This is a genomic window from uncultured Photobacterium sp. (assembly GCF_947502415.1).
Lineage (GTDB): Bacteria > Pseudomonadota > Gammaproteobacteria > Enterobacterales > Vibrionaceae > Photobacterium.
Genome location: NZ_CANMZV010000002.1, coordinates 216,503 through 232,800 on the forward strand (window position 1 = coordinate 216,503; position 16,298 = coordinate 232,800).

At 47.6% G+C, this 16,298-nt stretch carries 15 protein-coding genes; 12 read left to right on the forward strand and 3 right to left on the reverse strand.

The window, feature by feature from the left end:
• Nucleotides 1–21: 21 nt before the first annotated feature.
• On the reverse strand, nt 22–1,578 hold the full coding sequence (locus tag Q0852_RS03410) for a SulP family inorganic anion transporter (protein ID WP_299013843.1): 1,557 nt from the start codon (nt 1,576–1,578) through the stop codon (nt 22–24).
• A gap of 246 nt (nt 1,579–1,824) precedes the next feature.
• On the reverse strand, nt 1,825–4,980 hold the full coding sequence (rne, locus tag Q0852_RS03415) for a ribonuclease E (RefSeq protein WP_299014309.1): 3,156 nt from the start codon (nt 4,978–4,980) through the stop codon (nt 1,825–1,827).
• Nucleotides 4,981–5,426: 446 nt separating this feature from the next.
• Between rne and rluC the strand changes: the two genes are divergently transcribed.
• The gene (rluC, locus tag Q0852_RS03420; protein ID WP_299013845.1) at nt 5,427–6,374 is read left to right on the forward strand and encodes a 23S rRNA pseudouridine(955/2504/2580) synthase RluC; all 948 of its coding nucleotides are present in this window, start codon (nt 5,427–5,429) and stop codon (nt 6,372–6,374) included.
• A 92-nt stretch (nt 6,375–6,466) separates the two neighbouring features.
• On the opposite strand, the gene Q0852_RS03425 is transcribed toward rluC, so the two are convergent.
• Nucleotides 6,467–7,048 carry a nucleoside triphosphate pyrophosphatase gene (locus Q0852_RS03425; RefSeq protein ID WP_299013847.1) on the reverse strand — a complete coding sequence of 194 codons (582 nt, stop codon included), beginning with the start codon at nt 7,046–7,048 and terminating at the stop codon, nt 6,467–6,469.
• A gap of 375 nt (nt 7,049–7,423) precedes the next feature.
• Here Q0852_RS03425 and yceD point away from each other — a divergent pair, with 375 nt between their 5' ends.
• From yceD to tmk, 11 genes are all read left to right on the forward strand, one after another.
• Nucleotides 7,424–7,939: a 23S rRNA accumulation protein YceD gene (yceD, locus tag Q0852_RS03430; RefSeq protein WP_299013849.1), complete on the forward strand. Its 516-nt coding sequence runs from the start codon at nt 7,424–7,426 to the stop codon at nt 7,937–7,939.
• Nucleotides 7,940–7,958: 19 nt separating this feature from the next.
• Entirely contained in the window at nt 7,959–8,129 is a 171-nt protein-coding gene (rpmF, locus tag Q0852_RS03435) for a 50S ribosomal protein L32 (RefSeq protein WP_006231206.1), read from the forward strand.
• Nucleotides 8,130–8,138: 9 nt separating this feature from the next.
• Nucleotides 8,139–9,164, forward strand: coding sequence for a phosphate acyltransferase PlsX (plsX, locus tag Q0852_RS03440; RefSeq protein WP_299013870.1), 1,026 nt, complete (start codon nt 8,139–8,141; stop codon nt 9,162–9,164).
• A 5-nt stretch (nt 9,165–9,169) separates the two neighbouring features.
• Nucleotides 9,170–10,126 carry a beta-ketoacyl-ACP synthase III gene (locus Q0852_RS03445; RefSeq protein WP_299013873.1) on the forward strand — a complete coding sequence of 319 codons (957 nt, stop codon included), beginning with the start codon at nt 9,170–9,172 and terminating at the stop codon, nt 10,124–10,126.
• A 186-nt stretch (nt 10,127–10,312) separates the two neighbouring features.
• The gene (gene fabD, locus Q0852_RS03450; RefSeq protein WP_299013876.1) at nt 10,313–11,236 is read left to right on the forward strand and encodes an ACP S-malonyltransferase; all 924 of its coding nucleotides are present in this window, start codon (nt 10,313–10,315) and stop codon (nt 11,234–11,236) included.
• An 85-nt stretch (nt 11,237–11,321) separates the two neighbouring features.
• Nucleotides 11,322–12,056 (forward strand): 3-oxoacyl-ACP reductase FabG, encoded by a 735-nt coding sequence (gene fabG / locus Q0852_RS03455; protein ID WP_299013878.1) that lies wholly within the window; start codon nt 11,322–11,324, stop codon nt 12,054–12,056.
• Between the two features lie 159 nt (nt 12,057–12,215).
• Nucleotides 12,216–12,452 carry an acyl carrier protein gene (gene acpP, locus Q0852_RS03460; RefSeq protein WP_299013880.1) on the forward strand — a complete coding sequence of 79 codons (237 nt, stop codon included), beginning with the start codon at nt 12,216–12,218 and terminating at the stop codon, nt 12,450–12,452.
• An 85-nt stretch (nt 12,453–12,537) separates the two neighbouring features.
• A complete protein-coding gene (gene fabF, locus Q0852_RS03465; protein WP_299013882.1) occupies nt 12,538–13,776 on the forward strand; it encodes a beta-ketoacyl-ACP synthase II in 1,239 nt (412 codons plus the stop codon).
• A gap of 75 nt (nt 13,777–13,851) precedes the next feature.
• Nucleotides 13,852–14,661: an aminodeoxychorismate lyase gene (gene pabC / locus Q0852_RS03470; RefSeq protein WP_299013884.1), complete on the forward strand. Its 810-nt coding sequence runs from the start codon at nt 13,852–13,854 to the stop codon at nt 14,659–14,661.
• A complete protein-coding gene (mltG, locus tag Q0852_RS03475) occupies nt 14,655–15,668 on the forward strand; it encodes an endolytic transglycosylase MltG (RefSeq protein WP_299013886.1) in 1,014 nt (337 codons plus the stop codon). Before pabC ends, mltG begins: the two co-directional genes overlap by 7 nt.
• Entirely contained in the window at nt 15,668–16,297 is a 630-nt protein-coding gene (gene tmk, locus Q0852_RS03480; RefSeq protein ID WP_299013889.1) for a dTMP kinase, read from the forward strand. Before mltG ends, tmk begins: the two co-directional genes overlap by 1 nt.
• Nucleotide 16,298 lies beyond the last annotated feature (1 nt).

The window sequence follows — 16,298 nt, forward strand, 5'->3', positions numbered from 1 at the left end:
TTTTTTGTTGGGAAGTAGTGATTATCCCAAAGTATCAGTTGCAACTTTATAGGTTGGATCTTCCATCATATTAACTTCTACAAGGTTGCCTGCTTTCTTAAGCAGAGAGCGGCATTCCGGGCTCAGGTGACGGATGTGCAGTTTTTTCCCCTGGCTTGCATAGCGTTCTGCGATGGTATCAATCGCTTCGATAGCTGAGTGATCCGCTACACGTGAACCTGCAAAGTCAATGATTACGTCGCTAGGGTCATTTTGTGCATCGAACAGCTCCAGGAAGTGTGAAGCCGAACCGAAGAATAGCGGACCGTTAACAACGTAGACTTTCGAACCCTGTGCATCGGTATGGCTTGATGCATAGATGTGTTTTGCGTGATCCCAGGCAAATACAAGTGCAGAGTAAATGACACCCACAATAACAGCCAGTGCAAGGTCAGCGGCAACGGTTACACAGGTTACCAGGATAATGGCGAAGAAGTCGTGTTTAGGCACTTTACGCGCCATTTTGAAACTTGCCCACTCGAAGGTACCGATAACAACCATGAACATAACGCCAACCAGCGCTGCCAGAGGGATCATCTCGATCAATGCAGAACCAAACAGGATAAACAGCAACAGACCAACAGCGCCTGTGATGCCTGAAAGACGACCGCGACCACCGGAGTTGATGTTAATCATCGACTGGCCGATCATGGCGCAACCACCCATAGCTCCGAACACAGAACAGGTAATGTTAGCCAGACCCTGACCAACACATTCACGGTTACCTTGGCCGCGTGTACCGGTCATTTCGTCGATAACTGTTAGTGTCAGCAGAGATTCAATCAGGCCAACGGCAGCTAGGATCAGGGAGTACGGTAGGATGATCTGCAACGTTTCCATGTTGAAACCAACTTCCGGTAATGCAAACGTTGGCAAGCTACCAGCTAGCGTTGCAGATGTGTCGCCACTCATGGTTCGGACAAAGTCAACAACAGTGCGAGAATCAAGACCCAGGCCGTGTACAAGCGCGGTTACGGTAATGATTGCAACTAGTGATGATGGTACGGCAGTAGTTAGTTTTGGCAAAAAATGGATGATAGCCATGGTCAGTGCCACAAGGCCTAGCATGATGTACAGCTGGGTGCCCTGCATCCACTGTAATGCGCCTGATGCGTCTGGTACTTTAAACTGACCAAGCTGTGCAAGGAAAATAACGATAGCCAGACCGTTAACAAAACCAATCATAACCGGGTGAGGTACCATTCGGATGAATTTACCCAGTTTGAATATCCCTGCCAGGATCTGCAATACACCGGCCAGCATGACGGCGGCGAACAGATACTGAATACCGTGCTCAGCTACCAGGCTAACCATAACAACGGCCATTGCGCCAGTGGCACCTGAAATCATGCCTGGGCGACCGCCAATCACAGCAGTAACCAGGCCAACGATGAAGGCGGCGTATAGGCCAACCATTGGATCGACACCTGCTACGAAAGCAAAAGCAACAGCTTCAGGTACCAGTGCCAGGGCAACGGTTAGCCCTGAAAGAACGTCATTTTTGACGCTTTGACGCGAAAATTGAGGGAATTCAAACATTTTATTTGGTTTTGTTCCGGTTCAGTTATCTAAAGAGCGTATGAAGCTGCGAATCCTACAGAAATCTGTGATTTAGTTCAACTTTCAAGCGCAGTTTGAGTAAAAAAGTGTTAGCAGTGCTAGAAAACTTTGATGTCAGTTGTATTAAGTTAAAAAAATGGCCGAAATTCACAAAATATACAAATTCAAATTTCAGACAAAAAAAAGCCATGCATATAGCATGGCTTTTTAGCGTTTTTAACTGACTTAACTCATAGATGGTTTTGTCATTGGCGCTACAGCAACATTCGTTGCTGTCTGGCTACCAGCCTGACGAGTTTGAGCTCGCGACTCACGTAGCGGCGCTGCAGCAAAAACCGTATTATCTTCAGCTTCAGCAGGGGCCGGTGCTTTTGCCATTGGCGCGATAGCATGGCGGCCTCGTGGTGAAGTTGCGGTTACTACAACATGAGAGTCATCTTTAACTTCAGCTTTCTCTGTTGTTTCAGTTTCAGCTACGACCGGAGTGGTTTCAGGTTGTTTCTCTGCTACCACTTCTTCAGCTTCTGCAATTACCGGCTCTTCTTTAGCTACAGGGGCTTGAGGTGCTGGTTCTTTGGCTTTCACTTCAGTGCGTAGTGGGAAAGCTTTACCCATAGCCAGTTCAGGCATGGCTACACCACCTAGTACTGGTGCTGTAACGTCTTCCTGAGTTTCGGTAGCTTCAACGTTTGTATCAGCGCTTTCTTTTTCTGCAATGGCTTCAACGGTAGGTTTGGTTGCTCGAGCCCAAACTTTACCCATAGCCATTTCAGGAGAAGCGACACCCGTAGATGGGCGAACGGCTTTAGGCTTTTCTACAACGGTTACCACATTTTCCATTGCGTCCAGCGTATCGGCAACTTCTTCTACTGCCTGGCCTACAGCATCAGACAGAGCATCAGTATCGATACTCTTCTCTGGACGGGTATCACGGATACGGCGGCGGCGTTGGCCACTTGCACGTAGGTGACGTGGTGAGCGGCGGTTGCGGCGCTGGCCGTTTTCCTGCTCGTTGTTTTGTTCTGCCGGCTCTTTATCAGCTTTAGGCTCTTGAGCTTGGGCTTCTTTGGCCATTGCCATTCCTTGCTCTTGTAGCGGAGATTGTTTCTTCTCTTCAACTACAGGTTCAGCTTGTTGGCTTTGAACTGGCGCTTGCTCTTGTTCGTCAGTAATACGAATTTTTTTACGTAGCTGACGGCGCTGGCGGCGCTGTTTGACCTTGGTTGCTTTCTCTTGCTCTTGCTCTTGTTCGCGCTTCTCTTCAGCAGCAGGTTTTTCAGCTTTGGCTGCTTGTTCCTCTTTACGGCGCTGTTTCTGTGCTTGGATTTCTTCGCGACGAGACTGGCGCTTCTGCTCTTTGGCTTCTTCGCTACGCTGTTGGCGTTGTTTATCCTGTTTTTCAGGCTGTTGACGCTCCTGCTTCGCTTTTTCTCCACGTTCACTACGGCGACGCTGTTTGGTCTGCTCACCAGCGGCAGCACGGTTATCGCGCTCACCTTCTTGCTGACGGGTACGAGTACCATCTTTACCGCGGCGTTCTTTGCGCTCGCCTCGGCGGCTGTCTTTGCGCTCACCACGACGGCCTTCCTGATGTTCACCACGGCGGCCTTGACCACGCTTGCCTTGTTTCTCTTTTGGTTGCTCTGGTTCAGGCTCAGCAGAACCAGCGAACAGGTTGGAGATGGCAGAGAACAAACGGCTGAACAGGCTTGATTTTTCCTCTTCTTGCTTCACAGCTTTTTTTGCTGCAGGGGCTTTTTTGACCTGAGGTTGCTCTTTTGGAGCCACAAAGCCTTGCAACACAGGTTCTTCACGCTTCTTGATGATGCGTTCCTGCTGGCTGGAATCGGCTGTTTCAGCTTCTTTCAAAGCTTCAATCGCACGAGGCAGGTGGTAAGACAGTGTATTCTGCTCATCTCCAGAGCGAACACGCAATACTTCGTAATGCGGTGTTTCCATGTCTGCATTCGGTACGATAATGACGCGTACATCATGAGATTTCTCAATGTGTTGTACAGAGCGGCGTTTTTCGTTCAGCAGATAGGAGGCAATGGCAACAGGTACAATTGCGAGTACCTGAGAGGTATTGTCTTTTAGAGCTTCTTCTTCGATCAGACGTAGAATAGACAGTGACAGAGATTCGCTATCACGAATCACACCTGTACCGGTACAACGCGGACAAACGTGATGGCTAGCTTCGGCTAGAGACGGGCTCAGGCGCTGGCGAGACATCTCTAGTAGACCGAAACGTGAAATACGACCGATCTGAACACGAGCACGGTCCATGCGAACAGCTTCACGCAAGCGGTTTTCAACTTCACGCTGGTGGCGAACCGGCGTCATATCGATAAAGTCGATAACAACGAGACCACCCAAGTCACGCAGGCGTAGTTGGCGGGCGATTTCGTCGGCTGCTTCTAGGTTTGTCTGAAGTGCTGTTTCTTCGATATCACCACCTTTGGTTGCTCGGGCGGAGTTGATATCGATTGATGTCAGTGCTTCTGTTGGGTCGATAACAATCGACCCACCTGATGGCAGGCGAACTTCACGCTGGAAAGCCGATTCAATCTGGTTTTCAATTTGGTAGTGGTTAAATAGCGGTGTTTCGGCGTTTTCGTACAGTTTAACACGTGACAGGAAGTCCGGACGTACCTGCTCAATATGGCTGCGGGCACGGTCGTAGATCTTCTTGCTGTCAATAACGATTTCACCGATATCACGACGTAGATAATCACGGATTGCACGGGCAATAACGTTGCTTTCCTGGTGGATTAGGAAAGGTGCCGGTGCCGAATCAGCGGCTTGTTTCACACGCTCCCAGTGGTTTAGCAGATAGTTTAGATCATATGCCAGATCTTCTGCTGACTTACCAACACCCGCTGTACGCACGATCAGACCCATACCCTGAGGTAGTTCGAGTGTGCTTAGCGCAGCCTTAAGCTGAGTACGCTCTTCTCCTTCGATTCGGCGTGAAATACCGCCAGCTCGAGGGTTGTTAGGCATCAGGACAAGGTAGCTACCCGCAAGCGAGATAAAAGTAGTTAGTGCGGCGCCTTTGTTGCCTCGCTCTTCTTTGTCAACTTGAACGATAACTTCCTGGCCTTCTTTCAGGACTTCCTTGATGTTTGGACGACCTTGGTAAGTGTAATCTGCCGGGAAATAATCGCGAGCGACTTCTTTAAGTGGAAGGAAACCGTGGCGTTCTGCACCATAATCAACGAACGCTGCTTCCAGGCTTGGTTCGATACGTGTGATGCGGCCTTTGTAGATATTTGCTTTTTTAGATTCGTGACCAGGGCTTTCGATATCAAGATCAAAGAGCTTCTGCCCATCAACTAATGCGACGCGCAACTCTTCCTTTTGAGTTGCGTTAATCAACATTCTTTTCATTATATTGTACTCGTTTTTGTCGTTGTGTTAGCGACTCGATTTGCGGGTTTATATTGGTGGCGCCGGACTCCAAGTCTGTTGTTAATGCAACCTCACGGCTGGAATTCAGGAGTGCTATCTGGCAACACGTTATAGTCCAACTGTATCAAGATGATTAGATCAGAAAATATACAGTTGGCATCACCGTTTCATGCGGCGGTATCTGTCACACCAATAAAAAATCGACAATCGAATACACTAAAAAACACTCCGGTGACTTTAACGTCTTACGCCGTATGCTGCGTTTTTCGCCGGAGCTGTATAATAAATAATCACTTAGGTGATCTTTTGCTCATGGTATTACAAGCGTAGGCACTTTTTCCTACTCTCGCACGCAATCATAGCAGGGTGACTTTTTTGCGGCAATCTGCTTTGTATGCGTGATACAATCAAAACCTATGAAAGATGATAAACCAAAAGTGCAATTCATCGAGATTACTGATGACTTTGCAGGCCAGCGGATCGATAATTTTCTTCTTGCGCGGCTTAAAAACGTTCCCAAAAGTATGATTTACCGTATTTTGCGAAAGGGTGAGGTGCGAGTAAATAAAAAACGGATAAAACCTGAATATAAGTTGTGTGACGGTGACCTTGTCAGGGTTCCACCGGTACGGGTGCCGCAAAAAGAGGAGCAGGCGCCAGTAAGCACCAAGTTGGATAAGGTCGCTGAATTGGAATCCTGCGTTATCTATGAAGATGATCAGATGCTGATTCTGAATAAGCCATCCGGTACGGCAGTGCATGGTGGTAGCGGGCTGAAGTTTGGTGCGATCGAGGCACTGCGTGCTTTACGTCCTGATGCACGCTTCCTGGAACTTGTTCACCGCATCGATCGTGATACGTCGGGTATTTTGTTGATTGCTAAGAAACGTTCCGCGCTTCGTAAGCTGCAGGAGCAGTTCCGTAACAAAACGGTGCAGAAGTATTATTTTGCACTGGTTATGGGGGAGTGGAAGGCGAGCTGCAGAAAGGTGACGGCGCCACTGCTTAAAAATGAAGTGAATAGCATCGTTCGGGTTAATCCTAACGGTAAGGCTTCGGATACCCGTTTCAAGGTGATTGAGCGCTTGGATCAGGCGACCTTGGTTCAGGCCAGTCCGGTAACGGGGCGTACCCATCAGATCCGGGTACATTGTCAGTATACCGGTCACCCGATTGCCTGGGATGATCGTTATGGTGACCCGCGTTTTGATGCTTACACTAAGAAAACGGGCCTCAATCGACTATTTCTTCATGCGGCAAACATTAAGTTCACCCATCCTAAAACGGAAGAGGTGATGGAAATTAATGCGCCGATGGAACCCAAGTTGCTGAAAGCGATTAAACAGCTACGTAAGGGCAACTAACAATTTTATTGTGTGGTTTGTCTAATATTTATTAAGGCGAGGGATGTGAGTCTCTCGCCTTTTACTATGGGCGTTGTAATTAGGAATCACTGCTAAAGGATACAGATCCCTTGTTTTGCTAGCATTTCACGTAGTGCGATTAGTGGCAATCCCACTAGTGTGTTGGGATCTCTTCCTTCCAGTCTGTCAAACAGTGCGATTCCCAGTCCCTCACTTTTGAAGCTGCCTGCACAGTTAAGCGGCTTTTCACGTTCGACATAGTTGTAAATCTCTTGTTCGGTTAATGCTCTGAAGTGAACATGGAACAGCTCGCAAATGATATCACTGTGACCGGTTTTTGCGTTATGCAGGCAAAGGCCGGTATAGAAAGTGACGGTTTGACCGCTGGCAGCCTGAAGTTGCTGACAGGCTTTCTCTACGGTATGAGGTTTACCAACGATTTCGCCATTGATAACACAAACCTGATCCGAGCCAATAATAAGGTGTTCCGGATAATCCGGTGCGCAGGTTTTGGCTTTGGCTTCGGCAAGACGCATTACCAGCTGTTCAGCCATTTCATTAGCAAGAGGACTTTCGTCGGTTTCCGGGCTGGCAGTATCGAACGGGTAATGTAATTTATCCAATAAAGCTTTTCGAAAAGGAGATGTGGATGCTAATAGCAAAGGTTGAGTCATAGTGATACACGGATGGTTTTAGGTTGTGTTAGTCTAGCGGGCAATTGGTATTGAGGCTATGGCTGGTTTTTATTGTTCCGGCGATATCTGGTTCGGTGAAATATCATCGGGTATTTATTCAGAATCCGCCATACTGAAAGTGTGCTGGGTTGGAGTAATTACTGGTTGTGTTTTAGTCAGTTTTTGTGTGTTATTTGTTCATTGTGGTGGTTAAGATCAACTTCTTGATTGTCAGGCAGATAACAGACAAAAAGGTGGAAATGTCTTCGATTGGCGCGAAGCGCTTTATCGTGAACAGGTGAATTGGCTAAATGCTGTTAATTCGCGCACATTTCCTTTGACTCAAACTGATTAGAAGGCTAATATTCGCGCCCTATGCAAAAGGTAAAATTGCCGCTAACGGTTGATCCGGTTCGCGCTGCTCAGAAAAAACTCGACTATGATGGAATCATCAAAGCCGAGCTTCTTGAGCGTCTGGCCGAGTCAACACAGAGCGTAACACGTGATGCAAACGTCACCTTATCATTTGACTTTGACCAACGTCACCTTGCGTTTATGCGCGGTTGTGCAGATGTTGAAGTGATGTTGACCTGTCAGCGATGCCAGGAAGGGTTCAAGCACGAATATCGTGTTGAATTCTGTTATAGTCCGCTCCTCAAACCAGAGGAAGCAGATGATTTTCCGGAAGCTTATGAGCCGGCTGACGTCGACGAAAATGGTGAGATCAACCTGATTCAAATCGTTGAAGACGAGTTGATTCTGGAACTACCTCAAGTCGCTATGCATGATGAAGCTGACTGTAAAGCCAGTGGAAACATGACTTTTGGTGAGATCCCCGTTGCTGATGAGCGTCCGAATCCGTTTGCAGTATTGAAAAATCTAAGTAAGTAATTTAACAGGAGTAGGGTTAATGGCCGTACAAAAGAGCAAAAAATCACGTGCAGCACGTGGTATGCGTCGTTCTCACGATGCACTAACAACTGCAGCTGTATCTGTAGATTCTGCAAGTGGTGAAACTCACCTACGTCACCACGTGACTGCTGACGGTTTCTACCGTGGCCGTAAGGTTATCAACAAATAAGGTTGAACCTTGAGTGGTCTAACCGTTGCACTTGATGCAATGGGCGGGGATTTCGGTCCCCAAGTAACAGTGCCTGCCTCCGTGCAGGCATTGTTACAATACCCGGAGCTCAAAGTTATTCTTTTTGGTGATCAAAGTGCGATCACATCTCAACTGTCTCTTCTAAACCAACTTCACCATCCCCGAATTCGCGTGGTTCATTGCGATCACGTTATTGCTGATGATACTCGCCCTTCTCATGCCTTGCGTCGAAGCAAAGGATCTTCCATGCGTACAGCATTGGATGCGGTTGCCGACAGGCAAGCGGATGCTTGTGTCAGTGCCGGTAATACGGGTGCGCTGATGGCATTGTCTCGCTATACGCTAAAGCAGCTTCCAGGTGTGGATCGCCCTGCATTGGTGTCGGCGATTCCGACTAAGACCCAGAGCATGACCTGGCTTCTGGATCTCGGGGCGAATGTCTCGTGTGATGCCGATACCTTATTCCAGTTTGCGGTGATGGGAGCGGTGCTGGCTGAGCAGAGGAGCGGAACACCACCGCGCGTTGCCTTGCTCAATATTGGTCAGGAAGAGATTAAAGGAAATGATTTAGTCAAACGTTGTGCTGAAATGTTGGCAAATTCACGCGATATTCATTACATCGGCTATCTTGAAGGTGATGAGCTTTATAGTGGTCGTGCTGATGTAATTGTGTGTGATGGTTTTGTCGGCAACGTGAGCCTGAAGACCAGCGAAGGGGTGGCTAATTTATTTATTGAAAGCATCAAAAATGCGGTTACCGACAATCCACTGAAGCGCTTGGTTGCTAAGTGGTTGTTTAGTGACCTGTTTGAGAGCCTGAAACAGTTGAACCCCGACCAGTATAATGGTGCAAGTCTGTTAGGATTGCGCGGTATTGTGGTCAAAAGCCATGGAAGTGCTGATATTGCCGCTTTCTCAAATGCAATTGGCGAAGCGGTGCACGAGGTCAAACGGCAAATACCGACAAAAATCAGTGACCGTTTGGAAGAAGTCTTACTCGAGAGGCATTATTAGTCTTCATGTATAGCAAAATTTTAGGTACCGGCAGCTACCTGCCAGAACAAGTCCGCTCTAATGCCGATTTGGAAAAGATGGTCGATACCAGCGATGAATGGATCGTTGCTCGTACCGGTATTCGTGAACGTCGAATTGCATCTGCAGATGAAACTGTAGCTGTAATGGGATATCAGGCTTCTTTAAACGCTATTGAAATGGCGGGCATTGATAAAGAAGACATAGATCTTATTATTGTAGCGACTACCAGTGCGAGTCACTCATTCCCATCTGCAGCATGTCAGGTACAAGGCATGCTGGATATTAAAGGCTGTCCGGCGTTTGACATTGCTGCGGCATGTTCAGGTTTTGTTTATGCCTTGAGCATTGCAGATCAGCACATTAAAACAGGCATGGCCAAAAATGTGTTGGTGATTGGTGCCGATGCACTATCACACAAATGTGATCCGGATGATCGTTCTACGATCATTCTGTTTGGTGATGCTGCCGGCGCAGTAGTTGTGGGCGCGAGTGAAGAACCGGGTATCATTTCTACTCACCTACATGCTGATGGTCATTTCGGTGGCTTATTAAGCCTGGCCGTACCAGATCACGGTCAAGAATTCAGCGATGATAAATGGCTGTATATGGCTGGTAATGAAGTGTTTAAGGTTGCAGTAACACAGCTGTCGAACCTGGTGAAAAATACCTTAGCAGCCAATGATATGGATAAGTCTGAGCTAGATTGGCTGGTTCCACATCAGGCAAACCTGCGTATTATCTCAGCAACGGCGAAAAAACTGTCGATGTCGATGGATCAGGTGGTTGTAACCCTTGATCGTCACGGCAACACTTCGGCAGCAACCGTGCCGACAGCATTAGATGAAGCAGTACGAGATGGCCGTATTCAACGAGGTCAGACTTTGCTGCTTGAAGCCTTTGGTGGCGGTTTTACCTGGGGCTCTGCTTTAGTTAAGTTCTAATTGTTGCTGGTGCGATGAAGTATGACTGTACCAAAGTTAGAACCGTTAAATATTATTGTTTAAATTAGGTAGCTATCCGTTTTTTGCTGCCGTACCGAATTGCTGGTTTTGCGCAGCGGTATGTTTAAAGCCGCGGATAGTTCGTTAATATGCTGAATAATCAGTAACAAGAATAAGGATTCTCGAATGTCTAAGTTCGCGATTGTTTTCCCTGGTCAAGGTTCTCAGACTGTTGGCATGCTGGCAGATCTGGCAGAGCAGTTTGACGTAGTAAAGCAAACTTTTGCTGAAGCGTCTGAAGCGCTTGGCTACGACCTATGGGCGCTTGTTCAAAATGGTCCGGTTGAAGAACTGAACCAGACTCACCGAACTCAGCCTGCATTGCTGACTTCATCTGTAGCGATCTGGCGTGTATGGCAGGAGCAAGACGGTGAGCAGCCAGCTGTATTGGCAGGTCATAGCCTGGGCGAGTACTCTGCATTGGTATGTGCCGGTGTTATTGATTTTAAAGAAGCGGTGAAGTTGGTTGAACTACGTGGTCAGCTGATGCAAGAAGCGGTACCAGCTGGTGTTGGTGCGATGTCTGCAATCATCGGCTTGGACAACGACGCAATTGCTAAAGCGTGTGAAGATGCTGCGCAAGGCCAGGTTTGTTCTCCTGTTAACTTTAACTCACCAGGCCAGGTAGTGATTGCTGGTAATAAAGAAGCTGTAGAGCGTGCAAATGCCCTATGTAAGGAAGCCGGTGCTAAGCGTGCACTTCCGCTTCCTGTTTCTGTTCCTTCTCACTGTGAGCTGATGAAGCCTGCTGCTGAGAAGTTGGCTGTAGCGCTTGAAAGCATCGAATTTAACACGCCAGTGATTCCGGTAATCAATAATGCTGATGTAGCGACTGAAATTGATCCAGCAGCTATCAAGCTGGCGCTGGTTAAGCAGCTATACGGCCCGGTTCGCTGGACTGAGTCTGTTGAGCGCATGGCTGAAGAAGGTATTGAAAAACTGCTGGAAATGGGCCCTGGTAAAGTACTGACTGGCCTGACAAAACGTATTAATCGAGCACTTGGTGGTGCGGCTGTGAACGACCCAGCAACACTGGAAGCTGCCAAGTAAGGTTGCAGTCTGTTTTTGTGGGGTTGATTACTAACCTTATCAAGTAATCAATTGGCTGCATGCTATTTTTAGAAGAGGAATGACAATGAGCCTGGAAGGTAAAATTGCTCTAGTAACCGGTGCAAGCCGTGGTATTGGCCGTGCAATCGCTGAAATTCTTGTGGAGCGTGGTGCAACTGTAGTCGGTACTGCGACATCAGAAAGCGGTGCAGAAGCAATCAGTGCGTACTTGGGTGAAAACGGTAAAGGTATGGCACTGAATGTTACTTCACCAGAGTCTATCGAGTCTGTTCTGAAGGACATTAAAGCTCAGTATGGTGATATTGATATTCTGGTAAACAACGCCGGTATCACTCGCGATAACTTGCTGATGCGAATGAAAGACGACGAGTGGCAGGACATCATGGATACCAACCTGACGTCAATCTTCCGCCTGTCTAAAGCTGTGCTGCGTGCAATGATGAAAAAGCGCCACGGCCGTATCATTAGCATTGGTTCTGTTGTCGGTAGTATGGGTAATGCAGGTCAGACCAACTATGCAGCAGCGAAGGCTGGTCTGATTGGCTTTACTAAGTCGATGGCACGTGAAGTGGCCTCTCGCGGTATTACCGTGAATGCTGTTGCTCCAGGCTTTATCGAAACCGATATGACAAAAGCCCTGAATGATGAGCAACGCGCTGCTACACTTGCAGGAGTTCCTGCTGGTCGTTTGGGTGAACCGCGTGAAATTGCAGCGGCTGTCGCATTTCTTGCGTCAAATGATGCTGGTTATGTGACCGGTGAAACACTTCATGTCAACGGCGGCATGTACATGATTTAACCAAAAAAGTTGCATAACTTGATGATGCAAGTCAAACTCAACTTGTTTTCAGGTAAAATCGTGGTTTGACCAGCATCTTATGTATTGCAACTTTTGCAGTAATGAATAAACTACAGCAAATCGCATTAGCGAATTCTTGTTTTAAGGAAATAGATTAGTATGAGCAACATCGAAGAACGCGTAAGAAAAATCATCGTTGAGCAACTAGGTGTAGACGAAGCTGAAGTTAAAAACGAAGCTTCATTCGTTGACGATCTAGGTGCTGACTCTCTAGATACAGTTGAACTAGTAATGGCTCTTGAAGAAGAATTCGACACTGAGATTCCTGACGAAGAAGCTGAAAAAATTACTACAGTTCAAGCTGCAATCGACTACGTTGTTGGCGCTTCTGAGTAATTAAGAACTCCCTCCAGGCGGTCACCATGACCGCCTGATTTAATTTCTAAACCTATTTTATCCTCAATTCCCGGAGAAATTAATCGTGTCAAAACGTCGCGTAGTTGTTACTGGCATGGGTATGCTATCACCGGTTGGCAATTCTGTTGAATCTTCATGGAAAGCTCTACTGGCCGGCACTAGCGGTATTAGCAATATTGAACACTTTGATGCTAGCGCATTTGCAACTCGTTTTGCTGGTATGGTCAAAGACTTCAATTGCGAAGAATACATGACTAAGAAAGATGCCCGCAAAATGGACTTGTTCATTCAATACGGTATTGCAGCAGGCGTACAAGCGTTAAAAGACTCTGGTATTGAAGTAACTGAAGAAAATGCCCCTCGTATTGGTGTGGCAATCGGTTCTGGCATTGGTGGTCTGGGTCTTATTGAAGCCAACCATCAGGCACTGATGGAAAAAGGTCCGCGCAAAATCAGCCCGTTCTTTGTTCCTTCAACAATCGTAAACATGATCGCCGGTCACATGTCTATCATGCATGGCCTACGTGGTCCAAACATCGCTATTTCTACGGCATGTACAACTGGCCTTCATAACATTGGCCATGCTGCACGTATGATTGCATACGGCGATGCGGATGCAATGCTTGCTGGTGGTGCTGAAAAAGCATCGACTCCGCTGGGTATGGGTGGTTTTGCTGCAGCGAAAGCACTATCTACTCGCAATGATGATCCACAAGCAGCATCTCGTCCATGGGATAAAGACCGTGATGGTTTCGTACTGGGTGACGGTGCCGGTATGATGGTACTTGAAGAGTATGAACACGCGAAAGCGCGTGGTGCGAAAATTTATGCAGAGCTTGTTGGCTTTGGTATGAGTGGTGACGCTTACCACATGACTTCACCAAGTGCTGATGGTTCTGGCGGTGCGCTAGCTATGGAAGCGGCAATCCGCGATGCAGGCATCAATGCAGAAGAAATCGGCTACGTGAACGCTCACGGTACGTCGACTCCTGCTGGTGATGTGGCTGAAACATTGGGTGTCAAGCGCGCCATGGGTGCGGCAGCAGACAAAGTACTGGTTTCTTCTACCAAGTCTATGACTGGCCACCTGTTGGGTGCTGCAGGTTCTGTTGAGTCTATCATCACTGCGATGACGCTGGTTGATCAGGCTGTTCCACCAACAATCAACCTGGAAAACCCTGATGAAGGCTGTGACCTGGATTATGTGGCTGGTGAAGCTCGCCAGGTGAAACTTGAGTATGCACTATGTAACTCATTCGGTTTCGGCGGTACTAACGGTTCGTTGCTATTTAAGAAAATCTAACGATAACCTGTTATCATAAGACGGCCCGGTGTTATGCACCGGGCCGTTTTTTTATCTGTTACGAGTGTGCTAAGGATGATACTGGTTAACGGCAGCGAACGAGCTGTAGTGTCTGTGGCAGACCGCGCCATGCTGTATGGCGATGGTTGCTTTTCAACGATTTTGGTTGAACAGGGAAAGCCGCGGCTTTGGTCGCTGCATCTGAAACGACTGCAAAAGAATGTGGAAGCGTTTAGTATGACTCCACCCGACTGGGTGTTGTTGACAGACACTGTTTACCAATTGGCTGCTGAGTATCCTAATAAAGGTGGCATTAAGGTATTGATCAGCAGAGGTGTTGGTGGACGAGGATATAGCCCGTCTGGCTGCAGTGACACCCAAGTGGTGATTTCTGATTTTGTCTGGCCTGAATACTATACCCATTGGCAGCAGGAAGGTATTGAGCTGGGGGTATGTCAGCAACGACTTTCTCTATCTCCTTTGTTGGCAGGATTTAAGCACCTGAATCGCTTGGAGCAAGTGTTACTGAAACAGGAAGCAGAGCAAAATGGTTGGTTAGATGCCGTGGCGCTGGATGTTTCCGGTCATGTAATGGAAGCAACGGCTTCAAATATTTTTTGGCGTAAAGGTGATACGATTTTTACGCCGGATCTTGATATGTCAGGGGTCCATGGGGTGATGAGAGCACATGTGATCGAGTTGATTGGCAACAGCGAGTATTGTCTGGAGTTTGTTAAAAAACCACTCGATATATTGCTTTGTGCTGATGAAGTCTTTATTACTAATGCTTTGATGGCATTGGTGCCGATAACAAATATAAACGGAATACGGTTTGCGGCGCGAGATGCGCTGGATTGGTTAAACGAGAGGTTGTATACGTGCTAAAGAAGTTGGTAATAGCATTTGTCTTGATGGGATTGATTGCTGCTGGCGTGTTGGCTTGGTCCTATCAGCAGGTACAGGCATCCCTACAGCAACCTGTCATTAATAAATCAGAAACTTTTGTTACGGTGACTCCGGGCACTTCTTTTCGTGGTTTGTTAAACCAGTTGGTTAAGCAGGAAATTTTCCCGCCTTCGCGATGGTCCCGCTGGACCGTACGTCTGGAGCCTGAACTAGCTTATATCAAAACTGGCACATATTTGGTTCCAAATAAGGGTACCTTCCGTGATGTGCTGGCGTTGATTGCCTCAGGTAAAGAGCACCAGTTTGCGATCACTTTGCTTGAGGGGGATCGCTTTGCTGATTGGTTGTCACTGCTAAGTGAGGCACCAGCGGTTGTCCATGAAACCGCTGGTATGTCTGAAGTCGAGATTGCTAAGGCGATAGGGGCTGACGTCAGTAAGCTGGAAGGATACCTGTTACCGGAAACTTATCACTACACGGCTGGTACGTCGGATTTGGAGCTGCTTAAGCGAGCTTATCAGCAGATGACTAACTTATTGTCAGAAGCCTGGGAAGGCCGTGATGAGGGAATCCCGCTTAAGAATCCGTACGAAGCGTTGATTATGGCCTCGATTATCGAGAAGGAAACGGCTGTTGATAATGAGCGCACTGTGGTGTCATCGGTTTTCATGAACCGTTTGAATAAAGGAATGCGCCTCCAGACTGATCCGACGGTAATTTATGGTATGGGAGATAAATTCGATGGCAACATTCGTAAGCGTGATTTGCGCACACCGACACCGTATAACACCTATACCATTTTCGGTTTGCCTCCGACGCCGATAGCGATGCCGAGCAAGGCATCAGTGCTTGCGGCCGTTAAGCCGGAAAATAGTAGTTATTACTATTTTGTGGCTGATGGCAAAGGCGGTCACAAATTCTCTAAAACGCTGAATGAGCACAACCGAGCTGTTCGTGCGTATCTAAGAACACTAAAGAAAAAATAATGACTGGTAAATTTATTGTAATTGAGGGCCTCGAAGGGGCTGGTAAAAGCACGGCTATTAAACAAGTTGCTAACGTTCTGGCTGAGCATGGGATTAAGTCGCCTGAACTAACAAGAGAACCTGGCGGTACGCCTTTGGCTGAGCAGATGCGAGCTTTGGTTAAGGAGGGGCACCCTGACGAGCCGTTAACGGATATGGCTGAGCTTCTGCTGCTCTACGCTGCTCGTATTCAGTTGGTTGATAATGTGATCAAGCCTGCCTTATCGTCTGGGCGCTGGGTTGTCGGTGATCGCCATGACATGTCTTCTCAGGCCTATCAGGGCGGTGGACGTGGTTTTGATAAAGCCTTAATGGCAAATTTGAGAGATACGGTACTTGGTGATTTCCGTCCGGATTTCACGATTTATATGGATATTGACCCGGTTTTGGGGCTTGAGCGTGCCCGCGGGCGTGGCGAACTTGACCGTATTGAGCAGATGAATATCGACTTTTTCCATCGTGCTCGAACTCGGTTTCTTGAGTTGTCTGAAAACGATCCGAACGTGGTTATTATTGATGCAAGCCAGTCACTTGAAGCGGTGACAGCCGATATCACAAAGGCGTTGGCTACTTGGTTGGAGCAGCGGTAGT

Excerpts from the sequence above, each read along its gene's own strand:
- Q0852_RS03445 (WP_299013873.1), top strand. The coding sequence starts at position 9,170 with ATGTATAGCAAAATTTTAGGTACCGGCAGCTACCTGCCAGAACAAGTC.
- rluC (WP_299013845.1), top strand. The coding sequence starts at position 5,427 with ATGAAAGATGATAAACCAAAAGTGCAATTCATCGAGATTACTGATGAC.
- fabG (WP_299013878.1), top strand. The coding sequence starts at position 11,322 with ATGAGCCTGGAAGGTAAAATTGCTCTAGTAACCGGTGCAAGCCGTGGT.
- Q0852_RS03425 (WP_299013847.1), bottom strand. The coding sequence starts at position 7,048 with ATGACTCAACCTTTGCTATTAGCATCCACATCTCCTTTTCGAAAAGCT.
- yceD (WP_299013849.1), top strand. The coding sequence starts at position 7,424 with ATGCAAAAGGTAAAATTGCCGCTAACGGTTGATCCGGTTCGCGCTGCT.
- rne (WP_299014309.1), bottom strand. The coding sequence starts at position 4,980 with ATGTTGATTAACGCAACTCAAAAGGAAGAGTTGCGCGTCGCATTAGTT.
- pabC (WP_299013884.1), top strand. The coding sequence starts at position 13,852 with ATGATACTGGTTAACGGCAGCGAACGAGCTGTAGTGTCTGTGGCAGAC.
- fabD (WP_299013876.1), top strand. The coding sequence starts at position 10,313 with ATGTCTAAGTTCGCGATTGTTTTCCCTGGTCAAGGTTCTCAGACTGTT.
- acpP (WP_299013880.1), top strand. The coding sequence starts at position 12,216 with ATGAGCAACATCGAAGAACGCGTAAGAAAAATCATCGTTGAGCAACTA.
- Q0852_RS03410 (WP_299013843.1), bottom strand. The coding sequence starts at position 1,578 with ATGTTTGAATTCCCTCAATTTTCGCGTCAAAGCGTCAAAAATGACGTT.
- tmk (WP_299013889.1), top strand. The coding sequence starts at position 15,668 with ATGACTGGTAAATTTATTGTAATTGAGGGCCTCGAAGGGGCTGGTAAA.
- rpmF (WP_006231206.1), top strand. The coding sequence starts at position 7,959 with ATGGCCGTACAAAAGAGCAAAAAATCACGTGCAGCACGTGGTATGCGT.